At 71.9% G+C, this 20,883-nt stretch carries 17 protein-coding genes; 7 read left to right on the top strand and 10 right to left on the bottom strand.

Features of this window, described 5'->3' with window-relative positions:
- Positions 1-87 precede the first annotated feature (87 nt).
- The gene (gene egtA, locus BR98_RS07350; protein ID WP_083976087.1) at positions 88-1,419 is read right to left on the bottom strand and encodes an ergothioneine biosynthesis glutamate--cysteine ligase EgtA; all 1,332 of its coding nucleotides are present in this window, start codon (positions 1,417-1,419) and stop codon (positions 88-90) included.
- A 311-nt stretch (positions 1,420-1,730) separates the two neighbouring features.
- Between egtA and BR98_RS07345 the strand changes: the two genes are divergently transcribed.
- The 3 genes from BR98_RS07345 (at position 1,731) to BR98_RS07335 (ending at position 5,886) form a co-directional block, all read left to right on the top strand.
- On the top strand, positions 1,731-2,384 hold the full coding sequence (locus BR98_RS07345; protein ID WP_035843401.1) for a TetR/AcrR family transcriptional regulator: 654 nt from the start codon (positions 1,731-1,733) through the stop codon (positions 2,382-2,384).
- A gap of 100 nt (positions 2,385-2,484) precedes the next feature.
- Positions 2,485-3,987 carry an MFS transporter gene (locus BR98_RS07340; RefSeq protein ID WP_035841267.1) on the top strand — a complete coding sequence of 501 codons (1,503 nt, stop codon included), beginning with the start codon at positions 2,485-2,487 and terminating at the stop codon, positions 3,985-3,987.
- An 852-nt stretch (positions 3,988-4,839) separates the two neighbouring features.
- Complete coding sequence (locus tag BR98_RS07335) at positions 4,840-5,886, top strand: S66 family peptidase (RefSeq protein WP_035843399.1); 1,047 nt, start codon at positions 4,840-4,842, stop codon at positions 5,884-5,886.
- Between the two features lie 4 nt (positions 5,887-5,890).
- Here the strand turns inward: BR98_RS07335 and BR98_RS07330 are convergent, their stop codons facing one another.
- Positions 5,891-6,487, bottom strand: a complete 597-nt coding sequence (locus BR98_RS07330) for an O-methyltransferase (protein WP_035841264.1) — start codon at positions 6,485-6,487, stop codon at positions 5,891-5,893.
- Between the two features lie 141 nt (positions 6,488-6,628).
- Positions 6,629-7,510, bottom strand: a complete 882-nt coding sequence (locus BR98_RS07325; RefSeq protein WP_035841263.1) for an NAD(P)-dependent oxidoreductase — start codon at positions 7,508-7,510, stop codon at positions 6,629-6,631.
- 109 nt (positions 7,511-7,619) lie between these two features.
- Here BR98_RS07325 and BR98_RS07320 point away from each other — a divergent pair, with 109 nt between their 5' ends.
- A complete protein-coding gene (locus BR98_RS07320; RefSeq protein ID WP_051969397.1) occupies positions 7,620-7,913 on the top strand; it encodes a hypothetical protein in 294 nt (97 codons plus the stop codon).
- Between the two features lie 185 nt (positions 7,914-8,098).
- On the opposite strand, the gene BR98_RS07315 is transcribed toward BR98_RS07320, so the two are convergent.
- Positions 8,099-9,103: a S41 family peptidase gene (locus BR98_RS07315; RefSeq protein ID WP_051969396.1), complete on the bottom strand. Its 1,005-nt coding sequence runs from the start codon at positions 9,101-9,103 to the stop codon at positions 8,099-8,101.
- A 91-nt stretch (positions 9,104-9,194) separates the two neighbouring features.
- On the opposite strand from BR98_RS07315, the gene BR98_RS07310 reads away from it, so the two are divergent.
- Positions 9,195-9,692, top strand: coding sequence for an ArsR/SmtB family transcription factor (locus BR98_RS07310; RefSeq protein WP_035841261.1), 498 nt, complete (start codon positions 9,195-9,197; stop codon positions 9,690-9,692).
- A 270-nt stretch (positions 9,693-9,962) separates the two neighbouring features.
- Here BR98_RS07310 and BR98_RS07305 read toward each other — a convergent pair whose 3' ends face one another.
- A complete protein-coding gene (locus tag BR98_RS07305) occupies positions 9,963-12,221 on the bottom strand; it encodes a hypothetical protein (RefSeq protein ID WP_063774717.1) in 2,259 nt (752 codons plus the stop codon).
- A gap of 442 nt (positions 12,222-12,663) precedes the next feature.
- Positions 12,664-13,335, bottom strand: a complete 672-nt coding sequence (locus tag BR98_RS07300) for an MSMEG_1061 family FMN-dependent PPOX-type flavoprotein (protein WP_035841259.1) — start codon at positions 13,333-13,335, stop codon at positions 12,664-12,666.
- Positions 13,336-13,384: 49 nt separating this feature from the next.
- On the opposite strand from BR98_RS07300, the gene BR98_RS07295 reads away from it, so the two are divergent.
- Positions 13,385-14,791 carry an FAD-binding oxidoreductase gene (locus BR98_RS07295; protein ID WP_063774716.1) on the top strand — a complete coding sequence of 469 codons (1,407 nt, stop codon included), beginning with the start codon at positions 13,385-13,387 and terminating at the stop codon, positions 14,789-14,791.
- Between the two features lie 16 nt (positions 14,792-14,807).
- Here the strand turns inward: BR98_RS07295 and BR98_RS07290 are convergent, their stop codons facing one another.
- The 3 genes from BR98_RS07290 to BR98_RS07280 form a co-directional block, all read right to left on the bottom strand.
- Complete coding sequence (locus BR98_RS07290) at positions 14,808-15,449, bottom strand: YbhB/YbcL family Raf kinase inhibitor-like protein (RefSeq protein WP_051969395.1); 642 nt, start codon at positions 15,447-15,449, stop codon at positions 14,808-14,810.
- A 155-nt stretch (positions 15,450-15,604) separates the two neighbouring features.
- Positions 15,605-17,359 (bottom strand): glycosyl hydrolase family 18 protein, encoded by a 1,755-nt coding sequence (locus BR98_RS07285; protein WP_035841258.1) that lies wholly within the window; start codon positions 17,357-17,359, stop codon positions 15,605-15,607.
- Positions 17,360-17,716: 357 nt separating this feature from the next.
- Positions 17,717-18,520, bottom strand: a complete 804-nt coding sequence (locus BR98_RS07280) for a class I SAM-dependent methyltransferase (RefSeq protein WP_035841256.1) — start codon at positions 18,518-18,520, stop codon at positions 17,717-17,719.
- A 429-nt stretch (positions 18,521-18,949) separates the two neighbouring features.
- Here BR98_RS07280 and BR98_RS40940 point away from each other — a divergent pair, with 429 nt between their 5' ends.
- Positions 18,950-19,765 (top strand): aggregation-promoting factor C-terminal-like domain-containing protein, encoded by an 816-nt coding sequence (locus BR98_RS40940; protein ID WP_232247265.1) that lies wholly within the window; start codon positions 18,950-18,952, stop codon positions 19,763-19,765.
- A 156-nt stretch (positions 19,766-19,921) separates the two neighbouring features.
- Here the strand turns inward: BR98_RS40940 and BR98_RS07270 are convergent, their stop codons facing one another.
- Positions 19,922-20,866, bottom strand: a complete 945-nt coding sequence (locus BR98_RS07270; RefSeq protein WP_035841254.1) for an ABC transporter substrate-binding protein — start codon at positions 20,864-20,866, stop codon at positions 19,922-19,924.
- Positions 20,867-20,883 lie beyond the last annotated feature (17 nt).

The following is a 20,883-nucleotide window of genomic DNA, read 5'->3' as shown; positions in this document are numbered from 1 at the left end:
CGGGCGCGGCGGGCGCGGTCGGCCGGGTCGGTCGAGTCGGGTGGGCCGGGTGGGTCGGCTCGGCCGGGGCGGGATTCAGCGGGGGGGTCAGCACGGTGCATCCTCCTGCGGCGCGGAAGAGTCGAGCAGGTCGTCGGCGGGACATCGGCCCCTGGCGGTGTAGCGCTCGGCGAACTCGGTGACGGCGGTGCGCAGTTGCCCGTCCACACCGAGCCGGTCCAGACCGCCTTCGGCGGCGGCGAAGCAGCCGAGGGCGGCCCGGCGCAGCACCGGGTCGTCCACGCCCCGGGCGGCGGCCCTGGTCCAGGCGGGACCGCGCGGCCCCGGCTCGGTCAGCGCGGAGGCCAGCGGCTCCAGGGCGGCCAGCGCCGCGTCGGCGGCCCGGCGGTCGGCGAAGAGCGCGGCCGTAAGAGCGGCGGGCACCACCCAGCCGTCGCCCGGCTGCGCGTCGATCATGCGCAGCTCCAGGTAGCCGCGTGGGCGGACCGGTGGGAAGAGCGTGCTGAGGTGGTACTCGAGGTCGGCCAGGCTGGGGCGCTCGGCCTCCGGGCGGCGCAGCCAGCCGCGGAAGGTCAGGCCGACCGGCGCGTTCCAGGACTTCCCCTCGGGGCGGCGGACGCAGAGCACCTGGGCGTCCAGCACGTAGCGGGCCCAGGCCTCGCGCGGATCGCCGTCCACGGCGGTCGGGGCCAGCGTGCGGCTGGGGTCCATCCGCGACCAGACGGTCTGCCGGGTGGACCGGTAACCGGTCGGGCGCCCGTCCAGCAGTGGGGAGTTGGCGAAGGCGGCGACCAGTACCGGGCCCAGTCGGTGGGCCAGCAGCCAGCGCTCCCGGAAGCCCTCGGCCCCGGGCCGGTCGGTGCCCGCGTCCAGGCAGACCTGGGTGGAGGCCGTGGTGCACATCATGATCTTGCCCCACGGGCCGGAACGGCCGAAGTATTCTTCCATGGCCAGGTATCGTGGCTGACGGAGGGTCACCTGACGGTCCCTCGGGTGGGGTTCGGTACCGTAGCCGGCGAGGGTCAGCCCCTGGGCGGCGAAGGCGGCGCGCAGGGTGCTCAGGTCGCGCCGGGTGGTCTCCACGCAGCCGACCAGGTCCGCGGCGGCGGGCGAGCTCAGTTCGACCTGGCCGCCGGGCTCGCGGGTGACTCGGGAGCCGAGTGGTAGTAACGGGTGGTCCGGGGGGAGCCGCAGCGCGTCGAGCGCCGCGCTCACCCGGGCGGGGGAGGGGGCGGCATGCGGCCGATCGGAGTCATGGACAAACCATTCGAGCTCGACGCCGACCTGCCCGGGAGGCCCGATCTTGAAACAGGTGCTGGCGACATAGGTCTCGGCGGCGTTCTCCGTCAGTGGAGTGACCGTCGGGGGCGCCTGCGGCTCGGCCCCGAGGGAGGGACTGGGCTGCCGTACGAGGTTCACTGCATCACGTCCTCATGATCCAGAGTGGGGTGGCCCCGTCTTCTTGCCCAGTCTGCGGCGAGGCATACGGCGATGCCAGTGAGGTGAGCCGCATCACATATGCCAGAACGCGTGGCCGCTTCGGAAATATGTGGGGAGGTTCTCCCCGTTTGCCGTACAGTCGATGGAAGTGGGGAAGAAGTCCCCGGAAACCGGAGACCCAGGAGAGGAGCGCAGCCATGGACACCCTCGAGGCCCAGCCGATGTCGGCCGAGGCACCGGCGTCGGCCCAGACCCCGTTGTCTGACCGGACCCCGGTGGCAGCCCAGCCGATGTCCGCCGGGACACCGGCCAGGTCTGCCGCCCCCCGCCTGCGCGCCGACGCCACCCGCAACCGGGAGCGGATCGTCGCCGCCGCCCGTAAGCTCTTCGCCGACGAGGGCGCCGACGTCCCGCTGGACGAGATCGCCAAGCGTGCCGGGGTCGGCAACGCCACCCTCTACCGAAACTTCCCGGACCGGGCCACGCTGATCCAGCAGGTCGCGCTCTCCGTGCTGGAAAGCATCATGGAGCGCGCCCGGGCGGCCCTGGCCGACACCGGCGACCCGTTCGAGGCGCTGCGCGACTACGTGCACGCGGCCGCCGACGAGCGGATCGGCGCGCTCTGCGCGCTGCTTACCGAGCACGTGGTGCTCCACGAGGACGAGGAGCTCTTCGCCGTCCGCGCCCAGCTGGAGGACGCGATGGAGGAGCTGATGGCCCGCGCCCGCGCGGCCGGCACGCTGCGCGAGGACGTCGGCCCCGGTGACGTCTTCGTGGCACTGGCCCGGCTCACCCGTCCGCTGCCCGGCAGCGACTGCATGAAGCACGACGAGTCCATGTTCGTCCACCGTCATCTGCAGCTCTTCCTCGACGGACTGCGGGCACCGGCGCCCTCGGCCCTGCCCGGACACGCCATCACGCTCCAGGAGCTGCGGCGTCCATGACCGGTGCCGGGCGCAGACCCGGCCCTTGATCCCTCCGCGGACGCGGCCCCGACCCGCATCCGACCGTTCAGCACCAACCTGCCGTTAGGTGAGTACACCCATGTCACAATCCGTCGTCCCGCAGGCCGACCCCAACCGCTGGAAGGCGCTAGGGTTCATCGCCCTCGCCCAGCTCATGGTGGTGCTGGACGCCACCATCGTGAACATCGCCCTGCCGTCGGCCCAGAAGGCCCTCGGCTTCTCCGACGCCAACCGCCAGTGGGTGATCACCGCCTACGCGCTGGCCTTCGGTGGTCTGCTGCTCTTCGGCGGCCGAATCGCCGACCTGTGGGGCCGTCGGCGCACCTTCATCACCGGTCTGATCGGCTTCGCGCTGGCCTCCGCGCTCGGTGGCGCGGCCCAGAGCACCGGCATGCTGATCGGCGCCCGCGCGCTGCAGGGCCTGTTCGGCGCCCTGCTGGCCCCGGCCGCGCTCTCGCTGCTCACGGTGAGCTTCACCGAGGCCAAGGAGCGGGCCAAGGCCTTCGGCATCTACGGTGCCGTCGCCGGTGGTGGCGGTGCGATCGGACTGATCCTCGGCGGCGTGCTCACCGAGTACCTGAACTGGCGCTGGACCTTCTTCATCAACGTTCCGTTCGCCGTCGTGGCGGTGGCCGGCGCGGTGCTGGTGATCCGTGAGCCCGAGGGCAGCCGCAACCGCAACAAGCTGGACATCCCCGGCGTGCTGCTGGTCTCCACCGGCCTGGTCTCGCTGGTCTACGGCTTCACCCGGGCCTCCGAGAAGGGCTGGGGCGCGACCAGCACGATCGCCCTGTTCGTCGCCGCCGCAGTGCTGCTGGCCGCGTTCGTCGCGGTCGAGAGCCGGGTCAAGGCCCCGCTGCTGCCGCTGCGCGTGGTGCTCGACCGCAACCGTGGTGGCTCCTACCTCGCGCTGGGCCTGGCCATCATCGGCATGTTCGGTCTCTTCCTCTTCCTGACCTACTACATGCAGAACATCCTGGGTTACTCCCCGGTCAAGACCGGTGTGGCGTTCCTGCCGATGGTCGCGGGCATGATCACCGGCTCCACCCAGATCGGCGCCCGCCTGATGAACCGGGTCCCGGCCCGCTTCCTGATGGGCCCCGGCTTCCTGGTGGCCGCCGGTGGCATGGCGATCCTGACCAACATCAAGATCGACTCCTCGTACTGGCTGATCCTGCCCGGCCTGGTCCTGATGGGCCTGGGCATGGGGACCGCGTTCATGCCGGCGATGAGCCTGGCCACCTTCCGGGTCCGCCCGCAGGACGCCGGTGTCGCCTCCGCGATGGTCAACACCTCGCAGCAGGTCGGCGGCGCCATCGGCACCGCGGCGCTGAGCACGGTGGCGATCAGCGCGAGCAAGTCGTTCGGCAAGTCCCACCTGAGCACCACGGTGCCGCAGGCGATCCAGCAGGCTCAGGCCCAGGTGCACGGCTTCACCACCGCCATCTGGTGGTCCTTCGGCTTCCTGCTGCTGGCCTCCGCGCTCTCCGCGATCCTGCTGAACGGTGGCGGCGCGCAGAACGTCCAGGTCGCCGCGGGCAGCGAGGGCGAGATCGCCGACGTCCCGGTGATGGCGCACTGATCACCGGCCAACTGATCACTGACTGAGCACCGACGGCGATTGGCTGCTGAACACCTACGGCGCCGCCCCTCCGTACCGTACGGAGGGGCGGCGCCGTCGCGTTCAAACCCGATGGACAGCCGCGCGCGGTGCGTGATCGACTCGGTTGGCCAGCGGTTTGAGTGAAGGAGCAGCTGAATGACCGTCAGTCCCAGTGCCGGTAGTGCCAGTGGTGCCGGTAGCGCCGTCGGTGTCGGCGTCAGTCCCACCACCCCCGTCGACCGGCTGCGGCTGGCCGTCGCGCGTACGGCCGAGCTGGTACGGGGCCGCGCGGCCACCGGGCTGACACACGACGACGCCGACGACCAGCAGGGCACCGTCGCCACCAACGGCGCGATCGACTTCGACCCGCTGCGGCTGCTCGCCGAACTCGACCGGCAGGGCGCGCCGGTGGTGGTGATCGGCCAGGTGGCCGGCATCCTGCACGGCTCCCAGGAGCTCACCGGCGACCTGGACCTGCTCTGGGACGGCGCGCCCGAGCACGCCGCAGCGATGGCCGCCGCCTTCGCCGCGCTGGACGCCCGACTGACCGACGAGGACGGCGCCGAAGTCCCCAGCACAGCCGACTCCTTCCGGCTGCGCAAGCTCGACTTCGCCACCGCGAACGCCGCCGGTGACTGCTGCACCCCCGAACTGCCCTGGGGCTCGCTGGACGTCTCCGCCTTCGCCGCCCGCGCACTGACCACCCCCGGCCTGGACGGCACGGTGATCCGCTACCTGCGCCGGGACGACCTGATCGCGATGCGCCGCGCCATCGGCCGGCCCAAGGACCTGCGCCGCGCTGAGGAGCTCGAGCGACTGTCGGCGCGACCGGTGCAGCCGCTGTACCCGCCGAAGCCCCGCCCGGGCGACCGGGTCGCGGTCCTCTCGCCGGGGGCGGCCTTGCCCGCGATCTTCCCGCACCCGTACGAGCTCGGACTGCGGCGGCTGCGCGAGGAGTTCGGCCTGGAGCCGGTGGAGTACCCGACCACCCGGAAGCTGGGCGCCAGTCCGCAGGAGCGGGCCGCCGACCTGCACGCCGCCTTCGCCGACCCGAGCGTCAAGGCGGTCATCGCCAGCATCGGCGGCGATGACCAGATCACCGTGCTGCCGCACCTGGACCGCGAGCTGATCGCGGCCAACCCCAAGCCCTTCTTCGGCTACAGCGACAACACCAACCTGCTGCTCTTCCTGCGCAACAGCGGCGTCGTCAGCTACCACGGCGGCTCGGTGATGGTGCAGCTCGGGCGCGGCGGCTCAGTGAACCCCGCCACCGCCGACTCGCTGCGCGCAGCGCTGTTCGAGACCGACGCGGGGGAGTACGAGCTGCGACCGGTCAGCGAGGCGGGCGACCAGGAATGGGACTGGGCGACCCCCGAACTCCTCGCGAGGGAGCCGGTGATGGAGCCCGCTGAGGGCTGGGTCTGGCACAACGCCGACCAGGTGGTCGAGGGCGCCGGCTGGGGCGGCAACCTGGAGATCCTCTCCTGGCTGGCGATGGCCGACCGGGAGATCCACCCGGCCGAGGAGTACGCCGGACAGGTGCTCTACCTGGAGACCTCCGAGGAGATGCCGCGCGGCGAGGAGGTCTACCGGATCCTGCGCAACCTCGGCGAGCGCGGACTGCTGCGCCAGTTCCCCGCACTGCTGATGGCCCGGGCCAAGGCCTGGAACTTCCGGCAGCAGCTGGAGCCGGCCGCCAAGGTCGAGTACCGCAAGGCCCAGCGCGAGGCGGTGCTGCGGGCGCTGGCCGAGTACGCGCCGCAGACCATGGCCGTCTTCGACGTCGACTTCGGCCACACCGACCCGCAGCTGGTCCTCCCCTGCGGCGGCCGGATCCGAGTGGACGGGCCGGCCCGCCGGATCACCGTGCGGTACTAGAAGGCTATTTGAGTCGCCCGACCACCGAGCTGAGGTCCGCCGCCAGCCGCAGCTCGGTGGCGCGCAGCGCCGGGTGCTCCAGCCAGTGCAGGCGGGCGGCGTCCGGGCGGCCCTCGTGCAGGGGCGGCCAGCCGGTGGACGGGGTGAAGTCGTCCACCACCACCGTGCCACCGGGCGTGAGCAGCCGCTCGGGGTCGGCGGGGGCGCCGTCGCCCTTGCCCTGGCCGCCGCCGTCGAGCACCAGCAGGTCGAACGGGCCGCGCTCGTAGAGCTCGGTCCAGTCGCCGCAGACCACCTCGACCTGCGGCAGGTCGGCGAAGACCTCGGCTGCGGCGGCGGCCCGGCCCGCGTCACGCTCCACACTGATCAGCCGCACGTCCGGCGCCGCGCCGCTCGCCAGCCAGGCCAGGCCGACCCCGCACCCCGTCCCGCTCTCGCCGATCAGCCGTGGCGCGCCCTGGGCCAAGGTCCGCAGCAGCAGGCCCTGTTCGGGGCGACAGGAGTGGCCGAAGCCGTGCGCGTCGGCTGCCGCCAGGGCCTCGCGGACCGGTGGCGGCAGGTCGGTCGCGGTGCGGTGTGCGATGGTGCCGTGCGGGGACATGCGATGTGACCTTTCTGATGGACTGTCAGATTCGGTTGACGCTGCCGAGGTTGCCGGCGCGGTGCGCTCCTGTCGGGTTGTTGGTGGCGGTGTTGGTGGCGGTGTTGGTGGCCCGCTGGTTGCCAAAGGCGGCGGCAGGTATCAGTGACGCTTCGTCAGATTGGCTCGACGGCGGGAGGTTTCGCCGAGGGCTGCGAGGTCGCGGTCGCCGTCGCCGTGTGCGATGCCCTCCAGCAGGGCGTCGCGCAGCAGACCGGCCAGCGGGAGCGGGACCTGGGCGGCGGCGCCCGCGTCCAGGGCCAGGCCGACGTCCTTGAGGCCGAGGGCCAGCCGGAACCCGGCCGGGTCGTAGCGGCCGTTGGCGATCATGCCGCCGTAGCCCGCGTAGACCGGGCCGGGGAAGACCGTGCCGGTGAGTACTTCGAGCAGGTCGGCCGGGGCCAGCCCGTTGGCCTCGGCCAGCGCGGCCGCCTCGGCGAACGCCTCCACCGCCGAGACCAGCATGAAGTTGGCGCTGATCTTGGCGACATTGGCCAACTGCGGCTGCTCGCCGAGTCGGTAGGTCTGCCGGCCCATCGCCGCGAACAGCGGGGCCACCCGGTCCAGCAGCGAAGTCTCACCCGCCGCCAGGATGTTGAGGTTCCCGGCGGCCGCCACATCGGTTCGGCCGAGCACCGGCGCCGAGACGTACCCGATGCCGTGCTGCTGGTGCAGCTCGGCGGCCCGGCGGGCCAGGGCGGGGGAGACGGTGGCCATGTTGACGTGCACGTCCAGCCTGGCGGACTCCAGCAGCCCGCCGTCCAGCAGCAGCGACTCCACGGCATGGTCGTCCGCCAGCATGGAGACGACCACCTCGTTGGCCAGTGCCTCGGCCAGCGTGCCGGCGGCCCGGGCACCCTGCTCGACCAGTGCGGCCACCGGCTCGGGGGAGCGGTTCCAGACCTGCACCTGGTGCCCGGCCCTGACCAGTTGGGCGGCCATCTCGCGCCCCATCGCGCCCAGGCCGACGAATCCGACATTCACGGGTGGCTCCCTGCTCTCGGTGGTGGACTCTCCGTATCCTAAGCGTTCGTGATTTCGGGTGGCGCGGGGCAGTTGACGCCTGGTCAGGCCTGGTGCTGGGGCGCTTCCGGTGCTGGTGGGCAGGGGTGCGAGAGGTCTCGGTCCGGGTCTCACCCGCTACGCGGGGGCACCCCAGAAGTACCACGCGACCGTCAGCCGGGCCCGGGTGGAACTGGTCGGTCACCACGCGGCCGAACCCGGCGGGGACGACTTCACCGCGTTCGCCGAACGCCACCATGACCTGCTCGACAAGCGCCTTCTGTCCCGCTTCTACCACTCGGCGACGCTGGCCTTCGCCCAGGCAAGGACCGATTGGGTCGAGCCGGATCTCGCCCCGTTCCCGTGGCGCGAGGCCGGTCGGTGACAGCGGGGCACTGACGTGGACCGCCTGGGCACGGTCAGCACCGGCGATGCCGCCACGCCAACTCCGGATCTGCCATGGGCTCGTGGTGCGTTCGCCCGAGTAGCACCCGATCTACGCGGCACGGCCCCTTCGGATGCAAGTCATGGGCGGCATCCTGCCACAGCCCGCGATCGGCCGGGCAGGTCCTACAGCGCAGTGGCCGCAGTGGCCGCAGTGGGCGCCGGCTGAGCGGTGCCCTGCAGGGTGTCGCGCGCCTCCTGGGCCGACAGGCTGTCACCGTCGCCGTTGGCGATCTCGGCCAGCAGGGCAGGGTGGGCCACGTCCAGCGCCTGGGCCGGGTCCGTCTCGACGTCCGGGGTGATGCCGACGCCCTCCCAGTTGGTGCCGGAGACCGGGTTGATCGAGCGGGCGACCGGGATGGTCGCCTCCAGGTGCGGGTGCAGCGTGAAGCCCTGGCGCGGGTTGGCGCCGCCGCCGGTCCGCTCGCCGTAGACCAGGGCGCGACCCTGCTGCTGCAGGTCGTAGACCAGCTCCTCGCCGCCGGAGAAGGTGGCCCGGCTGGTCAGCAGGGCGAGCGGCTTGCTGCCGCCGAACTTGGCGCCCTGGACCTGCGGCAGGCTCCAGAACTGGCGCTCGCTGTCCTCCTCGCGGTCGTAGAGGGTGTTGAGGTGGGTCGGGCGGTCCAGCAGGTAGCTGCAGATGAAGGAGACGGTGTCCGGGTGGCCGCCGACGCAGTCGCGCAGGTCCAGCACCAGAGCCTCGGCCCGGGAGACCAGGTTGAGCGCGGCGGTCAGCGCGTCGGCGGTCATGTCCAGCGGGAACAGGATCGGCGCCAGCTTGAGGCGCACCACCCCGCCGGCGAGCCGTTCGATCAGCGGTACCCCGCCCAGCGACAGCTCTGCTGCCCGGTTCAGCTCCTCGCGCACCGCGCCGTCCTTCTCTGTCGGCACCTCGTACGGGTGGAACTTCAGTCGCAGGTGCCGGTCGCCGTTCACCGACTGCAGGTCCTCGGTGACCAGCCGGCCGAGCGCCTCGACGTCCGTGGCCTGGTGGTAGCGGCCGGCGGCGAGGCGGTCGGTGAGCAGTTCGGCGAGTTCGGCGCCGACCTCGGGGAAGACGTAGAGCTCGCTGGTGAGCCGCGCGGTTTCGGTGACGATCCCGGTGATCTCGGCGGGCTGAAGCTGGGCCATCTGGTTCCCCCGTGGTGCTGATGTTCGGTCAGGTCGAGGGAAGTAGAGCATGCGGCTTGCTAAAGCGTCAAGAAAAGCGGACGCTTAGGTCATGACCTCCGAGGAGCTGGACCTCAGTAGCCCCGAGCAGCACAAGGCGCTCGCCCATCCGATGCGCCAGCGGCTGCTCTTCGCCCTTGGTGGCGAGACCGGCACGATCAGCGGCCTTGCGGCCGTGTTCGGCGTGCAGAAGGGCACCGTGGCGCACCATCTGAAGGTGCTGCGCGAGGCCGGACTGGTCGAGGTGGTGGAGACCCGTCGGGTCCGGGGCGGCACCGAGCAGTACTACGGGCGTACGGCGCGCCGGATGGCGCTGGCCGATGACGCGGGAGTGGCGGCCGACCTGTTCGCGGCCGTGGGTGCCGAGTACGCGGCTGCTCCGCGTGAGCCGCTTGCACCATTGCTGACGATTCGTCATCTGAGGCTGACGCAGGCGCAAGCTGAGCGGTTGGCGGCCGCCTTGCAGGAGGTGGTGGACGGGGCCGAGGAGGCGGTGGAGGGGGACGCGGTGCACGCGGTGCTGGTGGCGCTGTATCAGCGGCGGGGGTGAGGTGTGGTTGCGGCGGGGGTGGACGCCGATGCCGCCGGAGACAATCAGGTTGTCGCCCGTGATGTAGCCGGCGCCAACGGTGAACACCACGGAAGCGCCTTCGTTCAGCTTGGCGAGAGCGGGGCCGATGACAGGCGGGGGATGGGCAATGGCAGATGACGGATAACAGGTGACGGCTGACAGATTTTGAAATCTGTCAGCCGTCATCGCGAGAACAGACGAGCTCAGCGCGCCATCACCGCACGTTCAGCTCACCACCCCCCCACCCAGTCAGCGCCGAGCGGCGCCGATCCGAGTGCTGTCGCCCGGCCCGAACGGCACTGGGTGGGCGACGGTGGCCGCGACGCCGGCGGGTACGGCCGGGCGAGCCGACGGGGCGCGCGAGACGCCCTCGGCCGTCGTCGTGCCGGCCGGACGGCTGACCGCCGTCGTGGCCAGGCGGGCGGCCTGCGGAGCAGTCGGCGCGGCGGCGACCTGGACGGTCACCGCGCTCTCGCCGGCCGCAGGCAGCAGCCAGCCCGAGAGCTCGCCGGCGTACGCAGTCCCGGCCGCCGTGCCGGCCGCACCGTTCGGCTGGACCTGCACCGCGCCGCTGGGCGCCGTCACCGGGACCGCGACCCCGGCGGGCGCCGAAACCGTGACGGTGTTCCCGATCTGATAGGCCGTCACCGTCCCGGCCGTCAGGGCCGAGCGCCAGGCCGCCTGGTTGCGCTGCTGGGCGGCGAGGTCGGCGAGCCGCAGGTCGGCCACCGGGGTGTTGGCGTTGAAGAGCGACTGGTAGGTGGTCAGGATCTGGTTGAGCAGCGGGTACGCGATCCGGTCCTCGGTGAAGTTGCCCTGGTAGAGCACCGTCGGCGTCGGGTCGTTGCCGAGCACCCGCTGCAGGGCGATCGCCGCCTCGGTGGGGACGATGGTGCTCTGGTAGCCGGTGGCGGTGTCCAGCGGCGCAGCCAGGCAGGTGCTGGTCGCGGAGCCGGTGCAGGCACCGCTGCCGCCCTGGGCCGCCGAGGTGTAGGTCCAGTTGTACTCGTCGGTCTCGGCCGCCGCGGTGGACGCGTTGTGGTAGAGGTCGACCTGGTGGCCGGGCACCGTGGTGGCGGCGCCGATCTGCCGACTGGCCGGCTCCACCGAGCCGTTGGCGCCCAGTGCGGTCACGCCGAGCGCGGCGAGCGCCGGGGTCAACGCCGGGTTGTCCTGCGGCTGCTGCGGCGCCACCGCCAGGCCGGAGTACTGGCTGCTGACCAGTTCGCCGGTGTCCACCGGCAGGCCCTTGGCCTGCGCCCAGGCGGTGTTGGCCTGGACCGCCGAGGTGATCGCCGCCTGGTCGGTCCACTGCACCGCGCCGCTCGCATCGGTGGCGCAGTTCCACGGCACCACGGTCACGTTCCGCACGCAGCCGAGGAACGGCCGGCCGTAACTGCCGTTCACCCAGCGGAAGGCGGCGGCGTCGGCCGCGAACTGCGCAGTGGTGGCGTCGGATCCGGTGGCGGCGACGGTGCTGTCACTGCCGCTGCCGTCGTAGACCAGGTCGAGGGTGAGGTTGTTGGCCGCCTCCCACTGCTTGGCGTAGTCCACGTCGGCGGCGCTCAGCCGGATCGGCGCCGCGTCCGGGCTGCTCGCCGGCGGGTTGCAGTTGACGTCGCCCACGGTGCACTTGAGGGTGCTGCTCCAACGGCTGTCGGAGAGCAGCACGTTCTGCACCTGGACCGAGAAGTAGTTGCGGTCGAAGCCGAGGTGGACGCCCTGGGTCAACCAGTCGACCAGCCCGCGCGCCAGCAGTCGCCACTGCCGCTGGTACGAGTTGTAGGCGAAGGTGACGACCAACTCGTCGTGGCCGTCGTGGTGGTAGACGCCGAGCAGGCTGCCGTTCGCGGTGGTACCCGGGATCGGCATCTCCACCAGCGGGGTGAAGCTCGCGCCGGCGTCCTGGGTGGCCAGCGGCGTCGACAGGAATCCGTAACTCTCGGTCACGGACGGATTGTTGTCCTCGAACGGGACCGCGCCCTTGAGGTAGCCGAAACCGCCGGCCGCGCCCGCCGCGCTGACCTGCGCGGTCATCCCGTCCAGGGCGCCCAGGTAGCCCGGGTTCTGCGGCCAGTTGAGACCGCTGTACGGCTGCGGATAGGTGCTCGCGTCCACCTGGCGGACGTTGTACGTCTGCTCGTAGGAGTCCAGTGCGACGGTCTCGGCCGAACCGGTGCCCAGCGCGTGCGCGGAGGAGAGCACCACGCCCTGGTACTTGGCCTCCACGCTGCCGTCGGGAAGAGTGGCGGTGAGGAAGGCCGCGTCGACGGTCGGACGGTTGTGGTCGTAGACGTTGAACGCGGTGAACGGGATGCCCTCGCCGGTCAATTCGGCGGTGATCGCGGCCACGGACGGGCCGCCGTCATCGATGACGAGGATGCGCAGGTCGGTCCGGAACGCGGGTGCGGTGTCCGCGTGTGCGACGGTGGTGGGTGCGCCGAACGCCAGCAGGGTGACGGTGCCCAGTGCGGCGGCCCAGCGTGTGGTGAAACCCCTCAAACCCATGTGGTTCTGCCTCCACGGAATGCGGCACCCGCGTCCCGCGGGCGCCTCGGACAGCAGTGCTGCGCACCCGGGCCAGTGCCCGGGTGCGGGTTCTTCCGGTGGATCCCCCCGTGGCGGGACGCCCCCCAGCGTCCCGCGGTCGGCGCGCGTCGCGTCGACGGCGTGACGCTAACCCAGGCGCGGCGGACAGGGCCAGGGGGCACAGCACGGCCGGGGCGGTGCGGCTGGCCGATTCCGCAGGGCCGACGGAGTCAGGACTGACGGTGCGTCAGCTTCCCTCCCAAGGCTTCGCCCGGGCCGTTGCGCCTAGGCCAGGGGCATAGGACGGGCACCGCCGATCCCCGCGCGTGCCGCGGGACGGCAGTGCCCGGGGAGCTGTGGCCGCGCTCGGCTAATGGCGTGAATTCACCGCTGGCCCGGGCAGCAGGAAGCGCGCAACGGATCACTCGTACCGGTAGAGCAGTGCCTCGCGCTCGCGCTGCTCGATCTGCTCGACCGTCAGACCGTCCAGCGTGGCGGACAGGTGGGAGAGGGTCACCTCGGCGGAGCTCGGGGCGGCCTCCTTGGGGAGCCACTGCCCGGGCTTCCAGACGAAGCCGCGCAGCAGCGACTTCGGGCAGTGGCCGTAGACCTCCTCCACCCGCACCACGATCGCGCTGCGCGGCGGCTTGCCCACCGCCGTCAACTGCTCGAGCAGCTGCGGCTCGGTGGAGACGCAGGCCCGACCGTTGACCCGCAGGGTGTCGTTGCGGCCCGGGATCAGGAAGACCAGGCCGACCCGGCCGGTGGCGACGATGTTCTGCAGCGAGTCCAGCCGCTTGTTGCCGGTCGCATCGGGTATCGCCAGCGTGTGCTCGTCCAGCACCGCGACGAACCCGGCCGGCCCGCCGCGCGGCGACACGTCGCAGCTGCCGTCCGCGCCCGCGCTGGCGATCAGCACGAAGGAGGAGCAGCCGATCAGCCGCCGCGCCACGTCGTGGATCCGGTCCACCTGCTTGTGCACGGCGGCCTCGCCCGGCATCTCGTAGACCTCGCGCAGTGTGGCGAGGTCGGGCACGGCGTCGGCTTGCAGGGCGTCGTAGAGACTGGCGGCGGGCTGCGAAGTAGTCGTCATACGGCGCAATCTAACCGAGGCCGCCCGCCCACCGGATACGGTTATTTCCGTGACGCCGACGGAGGACTCCCTGCTCACCGCCCTGACGGAGCTGCGCGCGGCGCTCGGACCGCACGGGGTACTGGCTCCCGACGACCCGGCGGCCGGCTTCGTGCGCGACGAGCGCGGTCTGCTGCCCGCGCACCCCGCCGCCGTCCTGCGCCCGCGCAGCACCGCCGAGGTGGCCGCGGCGGTCACCGTCTGCGCCCGGCACGCCGTCCCCGTGGTGCCGTTCGCCGGCGGCACCGGCCTGGTCGGCGGCGCGATCCCGCTCGGCACCGGCACTCAGCTGGTGCTCAGCGTCCGGGCCCTGGACCGGATCCGGAGCGTCGACGCGGCCGACTTCGCGCTCACCGCCGAGGCCGGCTGCGTACTGAGCGACCTTCAGCAGGCCGCGGAGGCCGAGGGGCTGCACTTCCCGCTGCGCCTGGCCTCCGAGGGCAGCGCCCGGCTCGGCGGCGCGATCGCCACCAACGCCGGCGGCAGCAATGTGCTGCGCTACGGCATGACCCGTGAGCTGGTGCTCGGCCTGGAGGCGGTGCTACCGGACGGCCGGATCTGGCACGGCCTGCGCGCCCTGCGCAAGGACAACGCCGGCTACGACCTCAAACAGCTGCTGATCGGCTCCGAGGGCACCCTCGGCATCGTCACCGCCGCCACCGTGCTGCTGGTCCCCAAGCCCCGCCACCACGCCGTCGCGCTGCTCGCCCTGCCGGGCCTCGACCCGCTCACCGGGCTGCTGGCGCTGGCCCGCGAATGGCTGGAGGACCGGCTCACCGCGCTCGAGCTGTTCGGCCGCACCGGCCTCGAGCTGCTCCTCGCCCACCAGCCGGGCAGCAAGGACCCGTTCGCCCACCCGCACCCGCGCTATCTGCTGGTGGAGGCCACCAGCACCCGCGACGGCGCCGGCCTGCGGGCCCAGCTGGAGGCCTTCCTGGCCGAGGCCACCGAACGCGGCCTGGCCGCCGACGCCGTCCCCGCCCTGGACCGCCCGCAGGCCCAGGCCCTCTGGGCGCTGCGCGAGGGCCTGCCGGAGGCGGAGAAGCGGGCCGGCGGCGCGGTCAAGCACGACGTCGGAGTGCCGCTCGGCGCCGTCGCGGCCTTCGTCGAGGCGGCCGAGCAGCGGATCGGCCGGGCTTTCCCGGGCGTGGCGGTCAACGCCTTCGGGCATGTCGGCGACGGCAACATCCACCTCAACGTGCTGGCCCCGCGGAGCCGGGCGGCGGAGGTCTCGGCGCTGGTCTTCGAGCTGGTCGCCGAGTTCCACGGCACGATCAGCGCCGAGCACGGGATCGGCGTGCTCAAGCGTGCGGCACTGCCCTACACCCGCACCCCGCTGGAGCTGGACCTGCAGCGCGCGGTGAAGCGGGCACTCGACCCGCTGGGGATCATGAACCCGGGGAAGCTGCTGCCCTGAAGGGCCGGTGCACCGGTCAGGCCTTCTGCGGCAGCCGGAAGGTGCCGATGATGACGGTCGATCCGAGCACGTCCGGGTCGATCGTGCTGATCAGCTGCTCGTACGACAGGGAGTCGCCGGGGACGGGGACGGTGGCGCTGTCGAGGGCGTACAGGGTGAAGATGTAGTGGTGCACCTGCCCGGTGGCCGGCGGGCACGGGCCGCCCCAGCCGACGACCGGGAGCCCGTTCGCGTCCCAACTGGTCGATCCCTGCGTGTACTCGAGCTTGCCGTGACCCTTCAGCCGGTCGACGTTCCCGGGGATGTCGTACACCACCCAGTGGTGCCAGCCGCCCGCGATCGGCGCGTCCATGTCGTTGACCAGCAGCACATAGCTCTTCGTTCCGGCTGGGGCGTTGTGCCAGTCCAGCTCGGGCGCCAGGTTCTTGCCGTCGCAGTGGGAGTGTTGGCCACCGTAGGTGCCGCCGAACTCGGTCCAGACCGGCAGCTTGCCGCCGTCGTGGAAGTCGGGGCTGGTGAGGGTGAACGGGGTGAGTCGGTTGCCGGGGGCGGCGCTTCCCGCCGAGGCGGCGCCGCCCAGTGCGAGTGCGGTGGCCAGCGCGGTGGCGGCGACCGCGGCGCGGCGCGACCAGTGGCGCGCGCGGGTGATGACAGGCATGGCGAACCCCCGTGTTCAATGTCTGATGATTGGTCAGGAATGGACCTGAGCCAGCTAACTGTGCTCCCCGGGTGGCGTCAAGAGAGCATGGAACGCAGTGGCCCCGCCACCCGGAAGCGCGGGTGGCGGGGCTGTCCAACACGGATGACGGTGCGTCAGCTGATCGCGAAGTCGTCGCCGTAGACGTCGCCCTGGGCGTACCAGCCGTGCAGGTAGACGGTCACGGTGCCGTTGGCGCCGGTGGTGAACGGGACGGTCAGCTTGGTCCAACCGCTGCCCGAGGCCCAGCTGGACCCGGTGGCGCCACCGCTGACGCCGAGGTACGCGTAGTCGCCCTGAACCCAACCGGTCAGCGTGTAGGCGTGGTTGGGCAGCAGGGTGACGGTCTGGTCGCACTCACCGGTCTGGCTCGCGGTGGGCGCGGCTTGCAGCGCGTGGGAGCCCGAGTGCACCGGGGCGGAGACCACCGCGCCGCCGCTCTGGCAGGTCCACGGGCTCAGACTGCCGCTCTCCAGACCACCGTTGACCAGGGCGCTGCCGCCGCTGCCGCCGGTGACGGTCAGCGTGTAGCCGGCGCTGTGGCTGCCGGAGGCGGCGGTGCCGGTGATGGTCAGCGGGTAACTGCCCGGGGCCACGGCCGAGGTGGTGCTCACCGACAGGGTGGCGGTGCCGCCGGCCGTGACGGTGCTCGGGCTGATCGAGGCGGTGACACCGGCGGGCGCGCCGGAGACCGACAGCGTCACGGTCTGCGCCGAGCCGGAGGTGACCGCGGTGGTGATCGTGGCGGTGGTCGAACCGCCCGGCTGCACCGAACCGGCGGCGGGCGAGTCGCTCAGCGAGAAGTCGTTGGACGGGGTGCCGCTGCCCGAGGTGAACGGCTCCAGCACGTGGCTGAAGTCCCAGGTGCCCTGGCTGATCCCGGAGCAGGTGTCGGAGCCGGCGGTGCCCACGCAGCCGCCGTTGTCACGCTGCAGCGCCCAGAACGAGAGGGTGTTGAGGCCCTTCGCGGTGGCCCAGGCCTGGACGTTCTGCGCGTCGGCGACCGTGGTGGTCTCGGCTGCGCCGAAGTCGTCGATGCCGGGCATCAGGATGATGCCGATCGAACCCCAGAGCTGGGCGGCGGTCTTGCTCGGGTAGAGCTTGGCCAGCTGGCCGTAGAGGCCGGTCGCGGCGTTCTCCGCGTCGGTGCCCATCACGTGCGAGGCGTTGTCGTAGTAGTCGAACGTCATGATGTTGACGACGTCGATCCGCGCGTTGTTGCTGACCGCGTTCTTCAGCACCGCCAGGCCGCTGGACGCCAGGCCGCTGGTGGTGGTCGGCAGGGTGTAGGAGAACTGGACGTTGCGCCCGTTCGCCGCCGCCCAGTCCTCGACCAGCTTGACCGCCTTGTTGCGGCGGTCGATACCGGTCGTGTTGGTCAGTGAGTTGTCCTCGGTGTCCAGGTCGATCCGGTTGACGTTGTAGGTCGTGATGACCTTCTCGTAGGCCGCCGCGATCTGGTTGACGTCGGCGCAGCTGTCGGCGATCTCGGTGCCGCCGTTGTCGGCCGCGTAGCCGCCGAAGGAGGGGATGACGTCCCCGCCGTTGGCCTGGATGGTGCTGATGTCGCTGCCGAAGCTGGAGTTGGCGATCGGGGTGCTGGTGTCGCCGTCCCAGTAGACGGTGCAGGAACCCTTGGTGGCGGCCTGGACGAAGGCCATGCTGAGGAACTTGTCGCCGGACTGCGCGGCCAGCGCCGCCGGGCCGCTGCCCGGTGTGTAGGCCTCGTAGTACGGGGCGAAGACGTGGGCGGGCAGCGGTGCGGCGGTGGTGGCCGCGTGGGCGCCGCTCGCGCCGACCAGCAGGCCGGCCGAGGCGGCCAGCGTGGCGCCGGCGGTCAGCGCGGCCTGGACGGATCTGTGAAGTCGCATCAGTGCTCCAGCAGACGTGATGGGGGAAGGAAGCGCACAACAGGATTTGCGCATGACAACCACCGGCGCCTGGGCGTCGGTCGGCGGTCATGGCAAGTAGCCGGGGGCGGTGGGCAGTTCAGGGCAGGGCAGGTCCCTGCCGGCCGGTGGTCACACCCCCACAGTGCATCCCGGTCGGATGGACGAGTCTTATCGTTGGACTAGACCAGTTATCTGTCAAGAGTCCTAACAATCGCTCGGTCCGATCCGACCGGTTCCGTCAGGTCGTCCTGGGCGCGGATCTGATGCTGGGTCAGGCCTTGCTGCCTGCGGTCGGCGCGTCAGGCTCCCGTGCCCGCCGTCAGCAGATCCCCGCCGTCAGCAGATCCCTGCCGTCAGCAGGTGCCCGCTGACGCCGAGCAGCGAGGGCTCCGACTCGCCGGCGCGCAGCGCGTCCAGCACCACCGCCCGCTCGGCCGGATCGTCCAGCCGCTGGTCGATGCCCATCAGCCAGGCCGCGCCCTCCAGGCCGTACTGACCGGTCGGAGTCAGCCCGGCCTCGGCGAACTCCGCCGGGACCTCGGCGGCCAGGTGGAAGTAGGCGGTGGTGAAGAGGTTGTGCTCGCTCGCCGGGCGCAGCGTCCCGGTCGCCACGCAGGCGTCGGTGGCGGCCTGGTTGGTCGGCTCGAAGTAGGCGCCGGTGCGCATGGTGTCGTGCAGTCCGGCGAAGCGGTTGATGGTCGCCGCGACCACCAGCCCGCCGGGCCGCACCACCCGGCGGGCCTCGGCGAGCGCGCGCAGCCGGTCGGCGCGCTCGGGCAGGTGGTAGAGCGGGCCGAGCAGCAGCGCGAGGTCCACCGAGTCGTCGGCGGCCTCAAGGGCGCGGGCGTCACCGTGCAGAGCGGTCACGCCGGGTAGCCGGCCGGCCTGCTCGACGTGGAGCGGAACGGGGTCGACCAGCGTCACCAGGTGCCCGTCGGCGGCCAGCCACTCGGCGTGCACGCCGGCGCCGCCGCCGACGTCCAGGATCCGCAGCGGCCCGGTGCCGAGGTCGGCCAACAGGCGTCGCAGCACGTCCTGGGTGCGCCACAGCTCCAGGCGGTTGTGCGCGCGCAGCAGGCGGCCGGCCTCCTCGCCGCGCGCGTAGTAGGCGAGGATCTCGGGGGCGAGAGAGTGCGTCATGAGAATCAAGCCTGGCGGGTGCGGCCGATCGGGGGCAAACCGGTTTCCCTTCGGCTGCTCACTGTCACCAAGTTGGTGACCATGCCCACAGGCGTTTCGGGACTACGATCGCGGGTCGTCGCCGACGGCGGCCTGGTTGAGCGGCTGTCCGGGGGCGGCCGGGCCAAGCTACTACCGGGCGTCGTAGCAGCCGGGTTTGCTGCCCGGCGGCGGGCCACGTTAAACCTGGACGAGTCGCCAAGCGCGCCGCCCGCATCGGGTCAGAGGATCCGGTGTCTTCAGTAACTCCGGTGGAGCGCTTTCCGTACGGGCACCGACCGACTCCGGGGTGCCCCACGGTCACTGACGCATCAACGCAGCACCGCACGGCCCTCGCGCCGCGCCGCTGCCGTGCGCCCGGGACCGGCTACACCGAAGAGGTATTCCTGTATGCGTAGCGCCCTGATGGCCACCGTTCGTCGACGATCCTCCGTGGTTCTCGCCTCGGCCGGCCTGGCCACCGTCTGTGCCGCGTCCGCCGTGGCCTTCGCGCTCCCCTCCGACGCCGCCACCGTTGCCGAGGCGTCGGCCCCCAAGCACACCGCCGCTGTGACCACCGACCAGCAGGCGCACGCGCTCAAGCTCACCCGCGACGCGATGCCGGCCGGCGTGACCCCCGTCACCGCCGCCGGTGACACCGGCAAGATCGAGGCCGCCCCGTACCTGAAGGGCGCCACCCAGTCCGGCGCCGGGCACACCGTGACCACCGCGCCGTACGCGGCCCCCGAGCAGGCCAAGCCGGCCACCCCGGCCGCGCAGCCGCAGCAGGCCCCGGCCCCGCAGCCCGCCGCCCAGCCGCAGCAGGCGCCCGCGCCGCAGCCGGCCGCGCAGCCCGCCCCGCAGCAGGACCAGCAGGCCGCCTCGCGCTCGCAGGAGCGCGCGCCGCTGGCCGCCGCCCCCACGGTCACCGACACCAGCCCGAGCGGCATCCGCGCGCTGGCGCAGAGCATGGTCCCGGCCGACCAGTGGAACTCCTTCGCCAACATCGTCAGCCACGAGAGCAGCTGGAACGTGACGGCCACCAACCCGTCCTCCGGCTCCTACGGCCTGGGCCAGGCGCTGCCCGCGAGCAAGATGGCCTCGGCCGGCTCCGACTGGCGCACCAACCCGGTCACCCAGATCAAGTGGACGCTGTCCTACATGAACGACCGGTACGGCAGCCCGAACGCCGCCTGGGCGTTCTGGCAGACCCACCACTGGTACTGATCGCCCCTGCACTGGCCGGCCCCTGCACTGGCCGGCCCCTGCACTGGCCGGCCCCTGCACTGGCCGGCCCCTGCACTGACCGGCGAGCACGCCGACGGGCCCCGGAGGAACTCTCCTCCGGGGCCCGTCGGCGCAGCCGTCCCAGTGGGTCCGGGCTCAGCCCAGCCCGTTGCTCTTCACCCAGTCCTTGGCCACCACCGCGGCGTCCTCCTTGTCCACCGCAACCCGCTTCATCAGCGCGGTCAGACCGGCGGTGTCCAGCTTGGCCGAGACCGCGTCCAGCGCCGCGCTCGCCGTGGCGTTCACCCCGGCCTTGTTGATCAGCGGGGTCACGTTCTGCGCGCCGAACAGGTTCTTCGGGTCGGTCAGCGAGACCAGGCCCAGCGAGACGATCCGCGGGTCGGTGGTGAAGACGTTGCCGACCTGGATCGTGCCGTCCTTGATCGCGTTGGCGGTGGTGTCGGCGGTCGGCTTCCACTCCTTGAAGTTCAGCCCGTAGACGTCCTTGAACTGCTGCTCCCGGCGGGACTTGAACTCCGGCGGGCCACCGATGGTGAACTGCCCGGCCTGGGCGGTCAGATCGGCGATGGACTGCAGGTTGTACTTGGCCGCGGTGTCCTTGCTGACGGTCAGCGAGTCCTTGTCCTCGGCGGCGGCGGACTTCAGGATCGCCAGACTGGCCGGCAGCGTCTTGGTCAGCGCGGCGTCGATGTCCTCGGTGCTCGCGGCGGTGGCCTTGCTGTCCAGGTAGGCGAGCAGCGCGCCGTTGTACTCGGGCAGCACGGTCAACTTGCTGTCCTTGATCTGCCCGTAGAGCAGCTCGCGGCTGCCGATGTTGAACTTCTCGGTCACCTTGACGCCCTTGGCCTGCAGGGCCTGCGAGTAGATCGAGGCGAGCAGCACGTTCTCCGGGAAGTTGGCCGAACCGACCACTACGGTCGAACCGCCGTCGGCGGAACCGGAGTTGCCGGTGGAGGAGCCGGAGGAGCCGGAGGAGCCGGAGTTGCCGCCGAGCGGGTCCTTGGCGGAGGAGGAGCAGGCGGTGGCGGCCACAGTGACGGCAGCGGCCAGTATGGCGGCGCGGAAGGTGCGCGAAAGCATCAACTGAGTCCTTTGCG

Origin of the sequence: Kitasatospora azatica KCTC 9699 (assembly GCF_000744785.1) — a bacterium.
Taxonomy (GTDB): domain Bacteria; phylum Actinomycetota; class Actinomycetes; order Streptomycetales; family Streptomycetaceae; genus Kitasatospora; species Kitasatospora azatica.
This window is presented reverse-complemented; position numbering and strand designations above follow the sequence as displayed.

Excerpts from the sequence above, each read along its gene's own strand:
- BR98_RS07310 (WP_035841261.1), top strand. The coding sequence starts at position 9,195 with ATGACCTCCGAGGAGCTGGACCTCAGTAGCCCCGAGCAGCACAAGGCG.
- BR98_RS40940 (WP_232247265.1), top strand. The coding sequence starts at position 18,950 with ATGCGTAGCGCCCTGATGGCCACCGTTCGTCGACGATCCTCCGTGGTT.
- BR98_RS07345 (WP_035843401.1), top strand. The coding sequence starts at position 1,731 with ATGTCCGCCGGGACACCGGCCAGGTCTGCCGCCCCCCGCCTGCGCGCC.
- BR98_RS07270 (WP_035841254.1), bottom strand. The coding sequence starts at position 20,866 with ATGCTTTCGCGCACCTTCCGCGCCGCCATACTGGCCGCTGCCGTCACT.
- BR98_RS07315 (WP_051969396.1), bottom strand. The coding sequence starts at position 9,103 with ATGGCCCAGCTTCAGCCCGCCGAGATCACCGGGATCGTCACCGAAACC.
- BR98_RS07340 (WP_035841267.1), top strand. The coding sequence starts at position 2,485 with ATGTCACAATCCGTCGTCCCGCAGGCCGACCCCAACCGCTGGAAGGCG.
- BR98_RS07305 (WP_063774717.1), bottom strand. The coding sequence starts at position 12,221 with ATGGGTTTGAGGGGTTTCACCACACGCTGGGCCGCCGCACTGGGCACC.
- BR98_RS07300 (WP_035841259.1), bottom strand. The coding sequence starts at position 13,335 with ATGACGACTACTTCGCAGCCCGCCGCCAGTCTCTACGACGCCCTGCAA.
- BR98_RS07290 (WP_051969395.1), bottom strand. The coding sequence starts at position 15,449 with ATGCCTGTCATCACCCGCGCGCGCCACTGGTCGCGCCGCGCCGCGGTC.
- BR98_RS07280 (WP_035841256.1), bottom strand. The coding sequence starts at position 18,520 with ATGACGCACTCTCTCGCCCCCGAGATCCTCGCCTACTACGCGCGCGGC.
- BR98_RS07285 (WP_035841258.1), bottom strand. The coding sequence starts at position 17,359 with ATGCGACTTCACAGATCCGTCCAGGCCGCGCTGACCGCCGGCGCCACG.
- BR98_RS07330 (WP_035841264.1), bottom strand. The coding sequence starts at position 6,487 with ATGTCCCCGCACGGCACCATCGCACACCGCACCGCGACCGACCTGCCG.